The sequence below is a fragment of the Thalassospira sp. MIT121401 genome, assembly GCF_047125595.1.
In the GTDB taxonomy this organism is placed as follows: domain Bacteria; phylum Pseudomonadota; class Alphaproteobacteria; order Rhodospirillales; family Thalassospiraceae; genus Thalassospira; species Thalassospira povalilytica.
On record NZ_CP138926.1, the window covers coordinates 2,061,866 to 2,077,314 of the forward strand.

Here is a 15,449-nt window from a genome sequence, read left to right on the forward strand (position 1 = left end):
CAATGGCGAAAGCTCCTCAGACTCGCGTCCGTCGCCGCGAGCGCAAGAACATTACGAATGGTATCGCGCACGTAAACGCGACCTTCAACAACACCATGATCACCATCACCGACGTTCAGGGTAACACCATTTCCTGGTCGACCGCTGGTGGTATGGGTTTCCGCGGTTCGCGTAAATCGACTCCGTATGCTGCACAGATGGCTGCCGAAGACGCAGGTAAAAAAGCTGCTGAACACGGCATGAAAACCCTTGAAGTACAGGTTAAAGGCCCGGGTTCGGGACGTGAATCTGCACTGCGTGCGCTTCAGGCTGTCGGTTTCACCATTACGTCGATCAAAGACGTAACGCCGATTCCGCACAACGGTTGCCGTCCGCGTAAACGTCGTCGCGTCTAATCGCGTCGATCTTTGCGGACGACCCCGCGTTTGGGCCCGGATACGCCGGGCCCCTTCGCGTTTCTCGCGAGGGCAGATTTTTGTCCTCCTTACCATAGGCTCCAGTTGCGAAGGTGGGTCTCGTGATTCAAAAGAACTGGCAGGAACTGATTAAGCCGACGAAGCTTGATGTTACTCCGGGTACAGATGCCAGCCGCATCGGTACGATCGTGGCGGAACCGCTGGAGCGCGGTTTTGGTCAGACTCTGGGTAACGCGCTGCGTCGCATTCTGCTGTCGTCGCTCCAGGGTTCGGCGGTGACTGCGATCCAGATCGACGGTGTATTGCACGAATTTTCGTCGATTCCGGGTGTGCGTGAAGATGTTACCGACATCATCCTGAACATCAAGACCATGGGCGTGCGTATGCATGCAGAAGGTCCGAAGAAAATGACCTTGAAGGCGACCGGCCCGGGTGCCGTCACCGCAGGTCAGATCGAAACCGGCGCTGATATCGAAATCCTTAACCCGGATCTCGAACTTTGCCATCTTGATGATGGTGCTACGCTCAACATCGAATTTACCGTTGATAACGGTAAAGGCTATGTCGCAGCCAGCGCACACAGCTCTTCGGATGCGCCGATCGGTCTTATTCCGATCGATGCGATCTTCAGCCCGATCCGTAAAGTGGCCTACAAGGTGGAAAACACCCGTGTTGGTCAGGATACCGATTTTGACAAGCTGTCGCTGACCGTTGAAACCAACGGCGCACTGACCCCGGAAGATTCGGTTGCACTTGCTGCCCGTATCCTTCAGGACCAGCTGTCTCTGTTCGTCAACTTCGAAGAGCCGGAAGCGGTTGTCGAAGAGAAGAAAGAAGACGAACTGCCGTTCAACCGTAACCTTCTTCGTAAGGTTGACGAGCTTGAACTGTCGGTACGTTCGGCTAACTGCCTGAAGAACGACAATATCATCTATATCGGTGATCTTGTTCAGAAGACCGAAGCAGAAATGCTGCGTACGCCGAACTTCGGCCGTAAGTCGCTGAACGAAATCAAAGACGTGCTGGCTCAGATGGGCCTGCATCTCGGTATGGAAGTCGGCGGTTGGCCGCCGGAAAACATCGAAGAACTTGCTCGCAAGTTCGAAGATCCGTTCTAAGAACGGGTCTTCGGCCTTCGGGCCGTTATCGGAACATCCCTGTTCCAAACCGGATAATCCAGTTGTTTGGGCATCCGGCGGGCGAGTTGCCCACACCGCACGTGCATGACCTGGCCTTTGTATAAAGTGATCAGGGTGGCGGCGCGGTTTTACAATCGGTTTCGTGAGCGAAGCCAGGCTATTTAGGAGAGTTACCATGCGTCACGGTATGCAAGGCCGTAAGCTTAATCGTACTTCGTCCCATCGTAAGGCGATGTTTGCCAACATGGCAGTTTCGCTGCTCACCCACGAGCAGATCAAAACCACTCTTCCGAAGGCCAAGGATCTTCGCCCGTATGTCGAAAAACTGATTACGCTGGGCAAGCGGGGCGACCTGCATGCACGCCGTCAGGCTATTTCGATCCTGCGTGACGATAAAGTCGTTGCCAAGCTGTTCGGCGAAATCGCTGACCGCTACAAAGAGCGTTCCGGTGGTTACACCCGCGTTCTCAAGGCTGGCTTCCGTTACGGCGATGCGGCTCCGGTGGCTGTGATCGAACTTGTCGATCGCAACGTCGAAGCAAAAGGCGCGGCTGACCGCGCTCGCCTCGAAGCAGAGGGCGAAGGCGAAGAAGCAGCTGCTGAATAAGCAACGCTTCGGCCTTTAAGAAACAGAAACGGGCGATGCCATACGGTGTCGCCCGTTTTCTTTTGGCGCTTTGCAATCCCGGATGACCCGGTCATGGGACAATCTCGCAAGGCTGTGACATTGTTCATATTTCTGCCAAGGTTGCGCGGCAGTCCTTATTTTCCTAATTGAGCATTTGCTACGCGGAATGCGGTCGCATCCCCGAACTGTTTGACGAAAAAGAGAGAGTGTGTCGTGCAGGCAAGATGGATTCCCACCATTTTCACAATCGCCGTTCTGGCCCTTGGTTCGGTTGCCGGTTCCCTGAACCCGGCACATGCCCAGAACAATATCCAGAATGACGACAGGCGCCTGCCCACCAGCCAGGCCGAGATCAAGATGTCTTTCTCGCCACTGGTCAAACAGACGGCCCCGGCAGTGGTCAACATCTATACCAAAAAGGTGGTCGAGCAGCGCCAGCGCACCCCGTTCTTCAATGATCCGTTCTTCAAGCAGTTCTTTGGCGAACGGTTTGGCGGTGCTTTCGGGGCACCGCGCCAGCGGGTTGAACGTTCGCTTGGATCCGGGGTGATTGTTTCCGGTGACGGGACGATTGTGACCAACCATCATGTGATTGATGGTGCCAGCGAAATTCGTGTTGTGCTGCATGACAACCGTGAATTTGATGCCGATCTTGTCGGGTCGGATGAACGTACCGATCTGGCCGTTCTGAAATTGCGCGGGGTTGAAACCGCATTGCCAGCGATCAGTTTCGGGGATTCCGATGCGGTCGAAGTCGGTGATCTTGTTCTTGCCATCGGTAACCCGTTCGGGGTTGGCCAGACGGTGACCAGCGGGATTGTCTCGGCCCTTGCACGCGCCGGTGTGACCGGACAGGATTATCAATCCTTTATCCAGACCGATGCCGCGATCAACCCGGGCAACTCGGGCGGGGCGCTGATTGATATTGATGGCAAGCTGATCGGGGTCAATTCGGCGATCTTTACCAAATCGGGCGGATCAAACGGCATCGGGTTTGCCGTGCCGGTCAATATGGTCAAGGTCGTGATGCGTGGCCTGATCAGTGGCGATTTGCGCCGTCCGTGGATCGGGGCCACCGGTCAGGCAGTGACGGCCGATCTGGCAAGTTCGCTTGAACTTGATCGTCCCCACGGTGTTTTGATCAGTGCGATCCGTGATGGCAGTCCCGCCCAGCGTGGCGGCCTGCTGGCCGGGGATGTGGTTGTGGCGGTCAATGGACTTCCGGTCGACAATCCCAATGAACTCAAATTCAGGATCGCGACACTTGAACTTGATGGCAGTGCCAAGCTGACGGTGCTGCGCCGTGGCAAGGAAACCATCCTGTCGATGCCGCTTGAAGTCGCCCCGGAAGAACCGGCACGCGATGAAAGTGTGATCGAAGGCACCAACCCGTTCAGCGGCGCAAAGGTTGCCAATATGAACCCGGCACTGGCCGATGAGCTTGGCGTTGATACGCTGAGCGAAGGGGTGGTGATCCTTGGCATTGCCCGTGACAGTCTGGCACGGCGTGCACGGCTTCAGGCCGGGGATTATATTGTTGAAATCAATGGTCAGAAGATTGACTCGGTCGCCCGCCTGAAGGAAGTTGTCAAAGCAGGCCAGCGCGGTCGGGACTGGAAAATCGCGGTCAAACGCGATGGGAAGGTTTTGACAGGCGAGTTTACCCTGTAACCGCCACCCGTAACGAGAAGACCGTTCATGCCATCCCTGTTTGAAAGTCAGGTAACCCGGCCCTTGGCCGACAGACTGCGCCCCGCCAAGCTTGACGAGGTGGTCGGGCAGGGGCATCTGTTTGGCGATGACGGTCCGATCACGCGCATGATCAAAACCGGGCGGGTGCCCTCGGTCATTCTGTGGGGGCCGCCCGGCTGCGGCAAAACGACATTGGCGCGTCTGATGGCCGATGTTGCCGACATGGCGTTTGAACCGCTTTCGGCGATCTTTTCGGGGGTGTCGGACCTGCGCAAGGTGTTCGAACGCGCCCGCGGCCGCCGGTCAACCGGTGGCGCGACCCTGTTGTTCATTGATGAAATCCATCGTTTCAACAAGGCCCAACAGGACAGTTTCCTGCCCTATGTCGAAGATGGCACCATCACCCTGATCGGCGCGACAACCGAAAACCCGTCATTCGAGCTGAATGCCGCCCTGTTGTCGCGCTGTCAGGTGCTTGTTCTCAAGCGCCTGGATGATCAGGGGCTTGAAGAACTTCTGGTGCGGTCCGAAAAGGAAATGGGTTTTGATCTTCCGGTAACGCCCGAGGCCCGCGAAACCTTGCGCGCCATGGCCGACGGGGACGGGCGCTATTTGCTGAACCTTGCCGAAGAACTGTTTTCCATGCCGCCCAGCGACACCAGCGATGATGGCCCGCTGGGTGTGGCCGAACTGGCGCGCACCGTGCAAAAGCGCATGCCGATCTATGACAAGGGCGATGACAGTCATTACAACCTGATCAGTGCATTGCATAAATCCATTCGCGGTTCGGACCCGGATGCGGCCCTTTACTGGTTCAACCGCATGCTGGCCGGGGGCGAAGACCCGAAATTCGTTGCCCGTCGTCTGACCCGCATGGCGGTCGAGGATATCGGCCTTGCTGATCCGCAGGCCCAGCAATTCTGCATCGGTGCCTGGGAATCCTATGAACGGCTTGGCAGCCCGGAAGGCGAGCTTGCCCTGGCGCAGGCGGTGATTTATCTCGCACTGGCGCCGAAATCGAATGCCGGATATTCGGCCTATAAGAAATCGCTCAAGATCGCGCGCGAAACAGGGTCTCTGATGCCGCCGGCCCATATCCTGAATGCGCCGACCAAACTGATGAAAGATATCGGTTACGGGACCGGATATGCCTATGACCATGATCAGGAAGACGGCTTTTCCGGGCAGAACTATTTCCCCGAAGGCATGCGCCGGCAGAATTTCTATGAGCCGGTCGAACGCGGTTTTGAACGCGATCTGAAAAAACGGGTCGAGTATTTCGATCGATTGCGTCAGGAACGGCAACAAAAGCGGGACAAGAACTGATGCTGCATGGCGTCATTTTGGAAACAATCTGGTGACCAGTATCGGGATAAACACCGAACAGGGAACAGGTTAGGTTCAGGTCAACAAACGAACACGCTTTTGGAGACCTCAAATGACCAATATTCTGCACGTGAATGCATCTGTGAATGGTGAGAATTCCAACTCCCGCCAGATCGCATCCAAACTGATCGCGCGCATTGTCGCTGCTGATCCGTCCGCCAAAGTCGTTGAGCGTGATGCCAATGACGCGGAAATCACTGCACTGACCGGTGAAACCGTTGGCGCTTTCTACACCCCCGAAGAGTCCCGTTCCGACGCACAGAAGGACGTGATTGCCGTTTCCGACAAAATGGTTGCCGAAGTTCAGGCCGCCGACGTTATCGTCATCGGCGCGCCGATGTATAACTTCAGCGTGCCTTCGACCCTTAAGGCCTGGGTTGACCTGATTGCACGTGTTGGCGTGACCTTCCAATACACCGAAAACGGCCCGGTTGGCCTGCTGAGCGGCAAGAAGGCCTATCTGGTGGTTGCCACCGGTGGCGTGCCGGTCAACAGCCCGGCTGACTTCGCAACCCCGTATCTGAAGCAGGTTCTTGCTTTTGTCGGTATCTCCGATGTTGAAGTGATCGACGCGTCGGGCTTTGCGGTAAATGCCGAAGAAGCCATGGAACGTGCGATTGCCAATGTCGAAGCAGTGGCCTTGCCATCAGTTGCCTGATGTCAACGTACTGATCTGACGATCCATGCCAACCCGGTGATCGGCGAAAGCAACTTCCCCCCCCGTTCGCTGATTGCCGTGTTTGCATCCTGTGATGCCCGACTGTTCCCCAGTCGGGCATTTTGATTCCGGATCAATCCGTATTATTGTGGTGCCGTGTCCGCGTGTGTTGTCTGCCGCCAGCAGCACGTTAACAGACAGGTGGTGCCATTGAGACGACTGGTTATGTTTGCTGTTTGGGGTTTGATCGTCCTTGCCGGGATATTTGTGGTTATCCGCTTTACCGGCCTGATTGACCATATGTTGCCGGCTGGTGATCCGCCCAACTTCACCTTTGCACCGGAAACACCGGTGCCACAGGCCCGCAATTTCTTTATTGTCTGTCCGCCCGGACGATCCCCGCGCACCGACCGCGCGACGCCAAGCCCGTCATTTGATGCGACGGCTGCCACATTGGCCGATGTGATGATCGAAACCGCACCGGCACATGGCATGCAATTGATGAGCGGCGTTCCCGGGGGCAAACCGGGCCGGCTTTACTTCCTTGCCAGAACACCGGTCTTTCATTTCCCGGATTGGGTGGAAGTCGAATTCATCCTGCCCGAACAGGGCGGTGATATCACATTCTGCCTGTTTGCCCAGTCGGTGTACGGACTTGATGATATCCAGCAAAACGAAAAACGCACCCGCGCCTGGTTGGCGGATTTGAACCGTTACTTCGTAAAATAGAAATTCAGGAACCGCCGGGCCAGGCTGCCGCGGCGGTTCCCCGAACCGTTTGGAATTTGGCTTAGTTGTTCGGATCCATCGGGCGACCAAACAATGACGATACGAATTGGGTGGTCGGCACCGGAAGAAGATCTACCGGGTGATCGCCGCCAAATGTCGCCCATTTGCTGCTGGCACTTAAGGTGCTTGTGACAAGCGTCGACTGATCACTGACCTTGAAGGCTTGATAATGAATGGTGATTCGGTCCGGACGGCCCGACCACTCGGTGGCGCGATCTTCCCAATGCAAAATTTGCGGGTCGATTAAAAACTCGATACCGCGGTCTTTTGCGCTGACAAACGCTTCGTCGCGCGTTTCATCCGTCGTGGCTTTGACAACTTCACTGCTGAAAGGGACGAGCTGTTTGTAAACTTCATTGCTTAACATCTCGCCAGATCCGACGTAATTGATATCACCGAATTTTCCATCTTTGGCCTGCATGACATAGAAGCTCGTTCCGGATGGAGCTGTTTGCAACACCTGGTGATTGTCTGTACGGTATTTACTTGAGCACGCACCCAGAGAGAGTGTCATGGCGATTGCGCATAAAATCCCCAATTCACGAAGTTTCACAGAAGCCTCCTACCTGATTTATAAAACTTTTTCTTGAAGTACTTCCGTCACAGTAACCTTTAGATTGTGAATTAGAAGAGTTTTTTGTACGTGCGATAATGCTTCTTGCCCATGCCGTTTTCACACGTGACTTTTGATGTTTGAAAGAATAGGTTCCGCGCCATGCAATTTTCACCGTTGTTAATCGCTTCCATTGCCTTTGGGGGTGCTGTTGGTGCGGTCGCACGTCACAGTGTGTCTGTCATGATGGGCTCGATGCTGGGCAATGGATTTCCCTGGGGGACGCTTACGGTCAATATCGTGGGGTCTTTCCTGATGGGGGCGCTGATCGAACTTTCGGCCCTGAAACTTTCGATGGGACCGGAAATGCGCGCGCTTCTTGTGACCGGTTTTCTGGGGGCGTTTACAACCTTTTCGACTTTTTCGCTGGATGTCGCGACCCTATATGAACGAAATAATCTTGGCCTGTCGGCCTTGTATGTCATTGTTTCGGTTGTGGTCGGTATTTCGGCATTGTTCGGCGCGATGGCGCTGGTAAGGGGTATTCTGCAATGAGTGGTGTCACTCTGCGCAAGGTCAAAGCTGACGAGGCCGATATCCGGCTTGATCGTTGGTTCAAGCGCAACTGCCCGGAATTCACATTCGGGCAGGTTCAAAAGTTTCTGCGTGGTGGCCAGATCCGTGTGGATGGCAAACGTGCCAAGGCCAACCAGCGGGTTGAGCCGGGACAGGAAATCCGTATCCCGCCGGTGCCGGTAATGTCTGGTGGCGGTTCGGAACCATGGGCCCAGGAAGGTGCCTATAACCCCGCCGAAGTCCAGCAGCGCAAACAGGCCGGTCCGTCAAAATCCGATGCCAGCGAGGCAGAGCTTCAGGCTCTGCGCGATTCCGTCATTTTCTATGACGAAATGGTGCTGGCGATCAATAAACCCGCCGGTCTGGCGGTGCAAGGCGGGACCAATACCAGTCTGCATGTTGACGGGATGCTCGATGCCCTGAAACTCGACAGCAAGGAACGCCCGAAACTGGTGCATCGTCTTGACAAGGACACCAGCGGTGTTTTGTTGCTGGCCCGTTCGGCGTCTGCGGCCCATGCCCTGACCAAGGCGTTCAAGGACAAATCCACCCGCAAACTTTACTGGGCGATTGTCACCGGCGCACCTGCCGAACGCGAAGGCCTGATTGACGCACCGCTTGCCAAACTGGCCGGCAAGGGCGGGGAAAAGATGGTCATTGACGAAAAGCTCGGCAAATCGGCGCAAAGCGTGTTCCGGCAGCTTCATCGCGCCGGGCGCAAGGCCGCCTGGCTTGCGCTGTCGCCGCTGACCGGTCGTACCCACCAGCTGCGCGTTCATTGCGAGGCAATCGAATGCCCGATCCTGGGAGATGGCAAATATGGCGGGGCCAAAGCATTCATCGATGGTCTGTCCAATCAGATGCATCTGCATGCGCGCGCGATTGATTTCCCCCATCCGGTGACCGGTCATCGTGTGGTGATCGAGGCACCGGTGCCGCCGCATTTTGCCGAAACGCTGAAAAAGCTGAATTTCGATCCGAAAACGCCGACCAAATTCCTGACCCCGGAAATTCACCGTGAAAAGGAAGAAAAGCCGAAACCCAAGGCCAAACCGTCGCGTTCGCGCAAGAAATAACGCCCGATCAAATGACCCGATAACGCGAAAAGCCGACGCAGTGCGTCGGCTTTTTCGTCCCTGTCTGAAGTCAAAACCAAAAGGCGTTGAATGACATTCGAGCTTATTATCAAGCGGTATGTTAGTTTTTGCCGAAACGTTTTATGAAGGCATCATACACCCGGTTCAGATGCTGGGCATGAACCGTATTTCCCATGCGTTCGCACATTTCAGCCTGACCTTTGATCATGAACGCAATGCGCTTGCGGCCTTGCGTCGTGTGAACCATGCTCTCGCCTTCCTCGAGTGCGGTCACAATCGGGATTTGCTCACACTCGGCAATCGCGAGAATTTCTTCCTCCTTAAGGTCGCTGAAATCTATACAGTCCCGTAGCGTGAGCATCGCCTGCCTCCGCTGTCATAAAGGTCAGAACCACAGTATAGCGCGCCTTTTGGGTGATCAGAAGAAGTTCAAATTTCACCATTGGTTTCCAGTGCTTCGGGCAAAGCAAAAAATGGTTCTTGGTTGCAGATGTCAGGGACTCGATCTTTGATCGGCTTTGGATTAGGTTCTGCCTTTCCGTTAGACAGGATGAAAGACCCCACATGACCACAGATCCGCTCAGACTTGTCGTATTTGATTGTGACGGCACGCTAGTCGACAGCCAGCATGCGATCTCCCATTGCATGGACCATGCCTTTGCGCAAAACGGGCTGGATTGCCCGGGGCTTGAAAATACCCGCACGATCATCGGTCTGAGTCTGCCCGAAGCCATCACCAAACTGGCCGCCCCCAACCGTATTGACGATGCCCTGATTGATGCCATCACCGTGGCCTACAAGACGGCGTTCTTTACCCTGCGCCAGACCCCTGACTTCCACGAGCCGCTGTTTCCCGGTGTGCGCGAAGTTCTGGCCGAGCTTGACCGTCGCCAATGGCTGAGCGGTGTTGCCACCGGCAAGGCCCGCCGTGGCCTCGATGCCGTACTGGCCCGGAATGAACTTGAAGGCCGGTTCGTAACGCTTCAGACCTGTGACAATCACCCGTCAAAGCCCAATCCGGCGATGCTGATGGCTGCCCTTGAGGAAACCGGTGTGGATGCGCCCAATGCGGTCATTGTTGGCGATACCAGCTATGATATCGAAATGGGCCGTGCCGCGGGCATGATCGCCATTGGTGTCGACTGGGGTTATCATGATGTCGATACGCTTCATAAATCCGGCGCACATGCAGTGATCAGCCATTTTGATGATTTGCCTGTGGTTCTTGACAGAATATGGGAAAGTGACCGTGACGCCGCTTAAAAACCCGGATCTGGCACCGATCCGTTTTGAATTGACGATGGCAATCGATCCCGAGGACGCCTTTGATGCCTTTACCAAAGGCTTCGGGGACTGGTGGCCGACCGACAGCCATTCCATTTCCAAAAAGGACTGCCTGGCGATTGTCCTTGATCCGGCGGCCGGGGGTGAAATTGTCGAACATGTCAAAGGCAAGGACGACATTCCGTGGGGCCGGATCGATATCTGGCAGCCGGGTGAACGGATTGCCTTTACCTGGCACCCGGGATGGGATGCTGGCGATTTCACCCGGATTGATGTGCGGTTTGGCCTGAATGATTTTGGGCGTTGCGTCATTCGTCTTGAGCACGGGTCATGGGAAAATGTCGGCGATATCGCACCGGCATTGCGGGACGGATATCTGTCGGGCTGGGAATTCGTGTTTGGTGAATGTTTTGCCAATTACCTGCGAACAGCGCGCCGCTAAGCCCGAACTCAGACCATAAATTTCGGGTCTTTGGACTGAAATGCAAAAGGGCACCCTATGGTGCCCTTTGTCATGTCGATTTGATGTGGGGTGATGTGGGGTTAAAAGACCCGGTCTTCGATCAGTTCACGGTGCAGTTTGACCGGATCGCGGAACCAGTGGGTCATGAAGCCCATTTCGCGGGCCTGCTGGATGTTCTTTTCGCTGTCATCGATAAACAGGGTTTCGCGCGGGTTAAGTTTGAAGCGCGCACAAACCAGTTCGAAAATTTGCGGGTCGGGTTTGGCAAGCTTTTCCTGCCCCGATACCAGAATACCTTCAAAGTGATTTAGGAAATCAAACCGTGCCAGCGCATGTGGCCATGTTTCCGCCGACCAGTTGGTCAGGGCAAACAAGCGGACTTTCTTGCGCGCTTTGAGGTCTTCCAGAATGCCGACAGTACGTTCGATCGGGCCTTTCATCATTTCGGGCCAGCGTTCGTTCCATGCAGCAATTTCGTCATGATAGTGCGGATAGCGATGCTGAAGATCGGGGATCGAATTGGCAAAGCTCAGCGCGCCCTTGTCATGCAAAAAGTTCCAGTGCGGATGGCAGACTTCGGTCAGGAATTTTTCCATTTCCGCGGGGTCGTTGAAAATCTTGCGATACAGGTGACGCGGATCCCAGTCGACAAGAACCCCACCAAGATCAAACAGGACAGTTTCGATATCGCGCATGATGTTTCCCTATGTCTCCCCGGGGCAATGGATTGCGTGTTACGGGTTGGTTAAACCAGTTGGCACGCGCAATCGCAAGCTGCAGTTTCTTGAAAGATTGCAGATGCGCTATGATCTTGCCGGGGAACGGGAACGTAATAAGGGTCATTCCAGATGACCGGTGTGCCAACATGCCCCGCCAGGCGGTTGGTCTTGCCGGTCGATGACATGATTGTCATTTGCCAAAACCCGGTGCGGTTGCAAATGATAAACGTTCTGCAAAACAAGAATCAGAGGAGGCCTGAACATGTGTACGCTTGATGGATGTGGTTCTCACGAACATCTTGGTCCGCCGCCCAAGGCGACCGACGAAGACCGTCGACTGTTTCTCAAAGGTGCTGTTGCCCTGCCGCTTGCTGTAATTCTTGCCGATCCGATGCTTGCCCATGCGGCTGGATCGACGCTTGAAAAAGTCACGATTACGACCCCCGAAGGCGACGCCATGATGGCCGAAATCGCCATGCCGGCAACGCTTCCGGCACCGACGGTCATTCTGATCCACGAATGGTGGGGGCTGAATGACCAGATCCGCGCGGTTGCCGCGGAATATGCCCAACAGGGCTATATCGCGCTTGCGGTTGATCTGTATGGCAAGCCGCCCGCAACCACGCCTGACGGGGCCAAGGCACTGATGGCCGGGCTTGATCCGGTTGCCGCAACCCGCAAGTTGCAGTCATCGGTCGCGTTCCTTCGAAATCACAAGGACTCAACGGGCAAGGTCGGCTCGGTCGGCTGGTGCTTTGGCGGCGGATGGTCGCTTAATACTGCCCTTGCCACCGATATTGATGCTGCTGCGGTCTATTACGGCAATGTCAAAAAGACCCCGGAACAGGTCGCAACCCTCAATGCGCCGCTGATGGGGCATTTCGGCACCCTTGATAAAAGCATCAACAAAGAAATGGTCGAAGGTTTCGAGGAATCCCTGCGCATTGCCGGTAAGTCGGACTATCAGTTCTACTGGTATGATGCCGATCACGCCTTTGCCAATCCAAGTGGCGGTCGCTATGACAGCGAAGACGCCATGCTGGCCTGGGAACGCACCATGGCGTTCTTTGATCAGCATCTGGGATAGTCCCCGGACGCATTTGTATGATGAAAAAAAGGCCGGGATGACCCGGCCTTTTTATTGGTCTGATGATTGGATCAGGTGGTCTGGTTGCCGCGGTTCGCCCATTTGGTCGAACGGCGTTCAATGACGTTGAAGATCTCGTACATCGCAATGCCCATCACCGCGATCACCAGCAATCCGGCAAAGACCAGCGGCATGTTGAATTTCGACGATGCGGACAGCATCAGATATCCGACACCGACATTCGATGCCACGGTCTCGGAAATCACCGACCCGACAAAGGCCAGCGTGATCGCAACCTTGAGCGATGCAAAGAAATAGGGCATGGCACGCGGGAAGCCGACCTTGACCAGAATGTCGGTGCGCGTGGCACCAAGAGAGCGCAACACATCGCGCAATTCCGGTTCCAGTGTGGCAAGCCCGGTGGCGACATTGACCACGATCGGAAAGAACGAAATCAGAAACGCGGTGATGATGGCAGGCACGGTGCCAATGCCAAACCACATGACCAGTACCGGTACAAGGGCCACTTTCGGGACCGAGTTGAACCCTACCAGAAGCGGGTTGGCCGCATCATAGATCGCCCGGCTGGAGCCCACCAGCGCGCCCAGGATGACCCCGAACACCACAGCAATGGCAAAGCCCGCAAGGGTCGTATAAAGCGTATGAACCGCATGCATCCAGATCGCTTCATGGAATTGCCAGCCGACAATGATGCTTTCGGACGGGGTCGGCAGGACATAGGGCGGAATATTGAAGATCCGCACGATCAGTTCCCACAGAACAAAAAGACCGATCGCACTGAGCCACGGGGCTGCTTTGGAAAGATTGGGTTTCTTTTTCATGATAACTGCCCGCCCTTCTTAGGATTCTCGCACGTCACGGATGTGACTGCGCAGTTCATGGACAAGGTCGGTGAATGGCTGGGTAAAGGTGGCTTCCTGATCGCGCGGGCGGGGCAGGGGATTTTCACGCTCTACCAGAATTTTGCCAGGCCGCTTGGACATCACATAAATGGTGTCGGCCAAATAGGCTGCTTCGCGCAGGTCATGGGTCACCAGAATGACGGTAAAGGGACGTACCATCCAAAGGTTTTGCAAGATGTCCCAAAGCTCTTCACGGGTAAATGCGTCAAGTGCGCCAAACGGTTCATCAAGCATCAGAAGATCCGGTTCATGGATCAGGGACCGGCACAGTGATGCGCGCTGCTGCATGCCGCCGGACAATTCCCAGGGATATTTGTCTTCGTGACCTTCAAGGCCGACACTGGCCAGAAGTTTGCGCGCGCGTTCTTCGTATTCGGCCCGGTGTTTGCGCAACCGGTTGCGATGCGGTTTGACGATTTCCATGGGCAGCAACACGTTATCAAGTGTCGTCCGCCATGGCAGAAGAGTCGGGTTCTGGAATGCCATGCCGACAATCTTAAGCGGTCCGGCGACTTCCTTGTTATCGACAATGACAGTCCCCTCGGACGGGGGCATCAGGCCGGATACAAGTTTCAGCAACGAAGATTTGCCGCAGCCCGACGGTCCGACAACAGCAATGAACTCGCCCTTGCCGATCTTCATATTGGTGGTTTCAAGTGCCAGATCATCGCCTTCGCTATAGCGCAGCCTGACGTTGTTGAGTTCGACAAAGCTCTTCGACACTGCAGTTAGTCCCCCTGCCTGGTCTTGGTCGTTCTTTTTTGTGAAATCGGATGTGGTCAAAAGGAAACCGGGGCGGAAAACCGCCCCGGAATGCATTGTGACTTATTTGATTTTGCGGTCTTCGGCACCGGGCATGAAGATATCGGTAAAGACATCGCCAACGGTCGGCTTGTTTTCAAAGCCAAAAGCAAGTGCGACCTGATCAATCGCCTTTGCCATACGGTCGGTTTTGACCAGACCCATGCCGTTTTCAAGCGTATCGGGGGTGACGACGTTTTCATCAATCGCCATCTGAAGACGCTGCAATTCCAAGGCCGGGTCAATCAGCGGATCGACTTCCTTAAGGGCTTCGATCGCCGATGCCGGATCGGCAATTGCCGCACGCCAGCCTTTGACAACACCGCGCAGGAAGCCGCGCAGTTCTTCTGCATGGTTTTCCATCATGTCAGGCGACGCCAAAAGGCCGTTGCCATAAAAGTCCATGCCGAAATCCTTATACTGGAAAACGGTCAGGTCATCCTTGGTCACACCCTGTGCCTGAAGATTGAGGATGGATGTGAAGTAATGGCCGGAAATGGCATCAACATCACCGCGCACCAGCATCGGTTCACGCAGCGGCGGATCCATGCTTTCCCAGGTCACATCATCAAGTTTAAGCCCGGTTGCCGATGCAAATGCCGGATAAAGCTTGCGCGATGCATCAAAGACCGGGGCACCAAGGGTTTTGCCGACCAGGTCTTCGGGTTTGGTGATGCCCGATTTCTTGAGCATGAACAGCGAAAATGGCGGGCGGTCATAGACCATGAAGATCGACTTCATGGCGCGATCGGGGTTCGATGCGTTGAATTCGACCAGCGAGTTGATATCGGCAAGTGATACGTCATAGGCGCCGCTGGCAACGCGGGTAATCGCGCCAACCGAACCGTTGCCTGAGTCTATCGTGACATCCAGGCCTTCTTCGTCAAAATAGCCGTTCTTCTTGGCCAGAAGGTACGGGGCTGCCGGACCTTCGAATTTCCAGTCGAGCGAAAACTTGATCGCCATTTGCGCCATTGCCGAATGCGCGCCCAAAGCAACCGCCGCCCCAAGTGCTGCACCCAAAAGTCGGTTTGTAAAAGTCGTCATTTGTTAAGAAGCCTCCTGTTTCGGGCCGATAATGCCGACCCTGCAACCGAATAATCCCCTGATGACACAGCAATTCACATGCCATGTCGCGAATGCACCCGCTTTGCCGCGGATTTGTAATCTTCACGAAACAGAGTAGAGTTGTTTATTATTTGGTCAATGGGGCAAATTGATCAAAAATTATACAGAAT

General features: G+C 55.1%; 18 protein-coding genes. 12 read left to right on the plus strand and 6 right to left on the minus strand.

Translation table 11 applies throughout. The features are described 5' to 3' along the window. Positions 1-2 precede the first annotated feature (2 nt). From rpsK to SIB88_RS09430, 7 genes are all read left to right on the plus strand, one after another. Complete coding sequence (gene rpsK, locus SIB88_RS09400; RefSeq protein ID WP_044828432.1) at positions 3-395, plus strand: 30S ribosomal protein S11; 393 nt, start codon at positions 3-5, stop codon at positions 393-395. A 122-nt stretch (positions 396-517) separates the two neighbouring features. Continuing rightward, complete coding sequence (locus SIB88_RS09405) at positions 518-1,534, plus strand: DNA-directed RNA polymerase subunit alpha (protein ID WP_068518255.1); 1,017 nt, start codon at positions 518-520, stop codon at positions 1,532-1,534. 196 nt (positions 1,535-1,730) lie between these two features. Next, positions 1,731-2,162 (plus strand): 50S ribosomal protein L17, encoded by a 432-nt coding sequence (gene rplQ / locus SIB88_RS09410; RefSeq protein WP_101247951.1) that lies wholly within the window; start codon positions 1,731-1,733, stop codon positions 2,160-2,162. A gap of 234 nt (positions 2,163-2,396) precedes the next feature. Next, positions 2,397-3,854, plus strand: a complete 1,458-nt coding sequence (locus tag SIB88_RS09415) for a DegQ family serine endoprotease (protein ID WP_286887261.1) — start codon at positions 2,397-2,399, stop codon at positions 3,852-3,854. A 27-nt stretch (positions 3,855-3,881) separates the two neighbouring features. Continuing rightward, positions 3,882-5,201: a replication-associated recombination protein A gene (locus SIB88_RS09420; RefSeq protein WP_101247953.1), complete on the plus strand. Its 1,320-nt coding sequence runs from the start codon at positions 3,882-3,884 to the stop codon at positions 5,199-5,201. Positions 5,202-5,313: 112 nt separating this feature from the next. Then, positions 5,314-5,919 carry an FMN-dependent NADH-azoreductase gene (locus SIB88_RS09425; RefSeq protein ID WP_068518251.1) on the plus strand — a complete coding sequence of 202 codons (606 nt, stop codon included), beginning with the start codon at positions 5,314-5,316 and terminating at the stop codon, positions 5,917-5,919. Between the two features lie 225 nt (positions 5,920-6,144). Continuing rightward, complete coding sequence (locus SIB88_RS09430) at positions 6,145-6,648, plus strand: DUF1499 domain-containing protein (protein WP_412557922.1); 504 nt, start codon at positions 6,145-6,147, stop codon at positions 6,646-6,648. A 61-nt stretch (positions 6,649-6,709) separates the two neighbouring features. Here SIB88_RS09430 and SIB88_RS09435 read toward each other — a convergent pair whose 3' ends face one another. Then, on the minus strand, positions 6,710-7,261 hold the full coding sequence (locus SIB88_RS09435) for a DUF4823 domain-containing protein (RefSeq protein ID WP_412557923.1): 552 nt from the start codon (positions 7,259-7,261) through the stop codon (positions 6,710-6,712). A gap of 162 nt (positions 7,262-7,423) precedes the next feature. Here SIB88_RS09435 and crcB point away from each other — a divergent pair, with 162 nt between their 5' ends. Then, a complete protein-coding gene (gene crcB / locus SIB88_RS09440) occupies positions 7,424-7,816 on the plus strand; it encodes a fluoride efflux transporter CrcB (RefSeq protein ID WP_068518249.1) in 393 nt (130 codons plus the stop codon). Then, a complete protein-coding gene (locus SIB88_RS09445) occupies positions 7,813-8,913 on the plus strand; it encodes an RluA family pseudouridine synthase (protein ID WP_206927261.1) in 1,101 nt (366 codons plus the stop codon). Before crcB ends, SIB88_RS09445 begins: the two co-directional genes overlap by 4 nt. 121 nt (positions 8,914-9,034) lie before the next feature. Here the strand turns inward: SIB88_RS09445 and SIB88_RS09450 are convergent, their stop codons facing one another. Beyond that, a complete protein-coding gene (locus SIB88_RS09450; protein WP_068518247.1) occupies positions 9,035-9,295 on the minus strand; it encodes a hypothetical protein in 261 nt (86 codons plus the stop codon). A 203-nt stretch (positions 9,296-9,498) separates the two neighbouring features. Here SIB88_RS09450 and SIB88_RS09455 point away from each other — a divergent pair, with 203 nt between their 5' ends. Then, on the plus strand, positions 9,499-10,197 hold the full coding sequence (locus SIB88_RS09455) for an HAD-IA family hydrolase (RefSeq protein ID WP_068518246.1): 699 nt from the start codon (positions 9,499-9,501) through the stop codon (positions 10,195-10,197). Next, a complete protein-coding gene (locus SIB88_RS09460) occupies positions 10,184-10,660 on the plus strand; it encodes a hypothetical protein (RefSeq protein WP_412557924.1) in 477 nt (158 codons plus the stop codon). Before SIB88_RS09455 ends, SIB88_RS09460 begins: the two co-directional genes overlap by 14 nt. A gap of 101 nt (positions 10,661-10,761) precedes the next feature. Here the strand turns inward: SIB88_RS09460 and SIB88_RS09465 are convergent, their stop codons facing one another. Next, positions 10,762-11,376 (minus strand): HAD family hydrolase, encoded by a 615-nt coding sequence (locus tag SIB88_RS09465; protein ID WP_068518244.1) that lies wholly within the window; start codon positions 11,374-11,376, stop codon positions 10,762-10,764. Positions 11,377-11,662: 286 nt separating this feature from the next. On the opposite strand from SIB88_RS09465, the gene SIB88_RS09470 reads away from it, so the two are divergent. Further along, complete coding sequence (locus SIB88_RS09470) at positions 11,663-12,487, plus strand: dienelactone hydrolase family protein (protein WP_412557925.1); 825 nt, start codon at positions 11,663-11,665, stop codon at positions 12,485-12,487. A 71-nt stretch (positions 12,488-12,558) separates the two neighbouring features. On the opposite strand, the gene SIB88_RS09475 is transcribed toward SIB88_RS09470, so the two are convergent. The 3 genes from SIB88_RS09475 to SIB88_RS09485 all read right to left on the minus strand — a co-directional run bounded on the left by SIB88_RS09475 (position 12,559) and on the right by SIB88_RS09485 (position 15,258). Next, positions 12,559-13,329 carry an ABC transporter permease gene (locus SIB88_RS09475; protein WP_068518242.1) on the minus strand — a complete coding sequence of 257 codons (771 nt, stop codon included), beginning with the start codon at positions 13,327-13,329 and terminating at the stop codon, positions 12,559-12,561. An 18-nt stretch (positions 13,330-13,347) separates the two neighbouring features. Beyond that, positions 13,348-14,133 (minus strand): ABC transporter ATP-binding protein, encoded by a 786-nt coding sequence (locus tag SIB88_RS09480; RefSeq protein ID WP_068518241.1) that lies wholly within the window; start codon positions 14,131-14,133, stop codon positions 13,348-13,350. 102 nt (positions 14,134-14,235) lie between these two features. After that, on the minus strand, positions 14,236-15,258 hold the full coding sequence (locus SIB88_RS09485; protein WP_101247960.1) for an ABC transporter substrate-binding protein: 1,023 nt from the start codon (positions 15,256-15,258) through the stop codon (positions 14,236-14,238). Positions 15,259-15,449 lie beyond the last annotated feature (191 nt).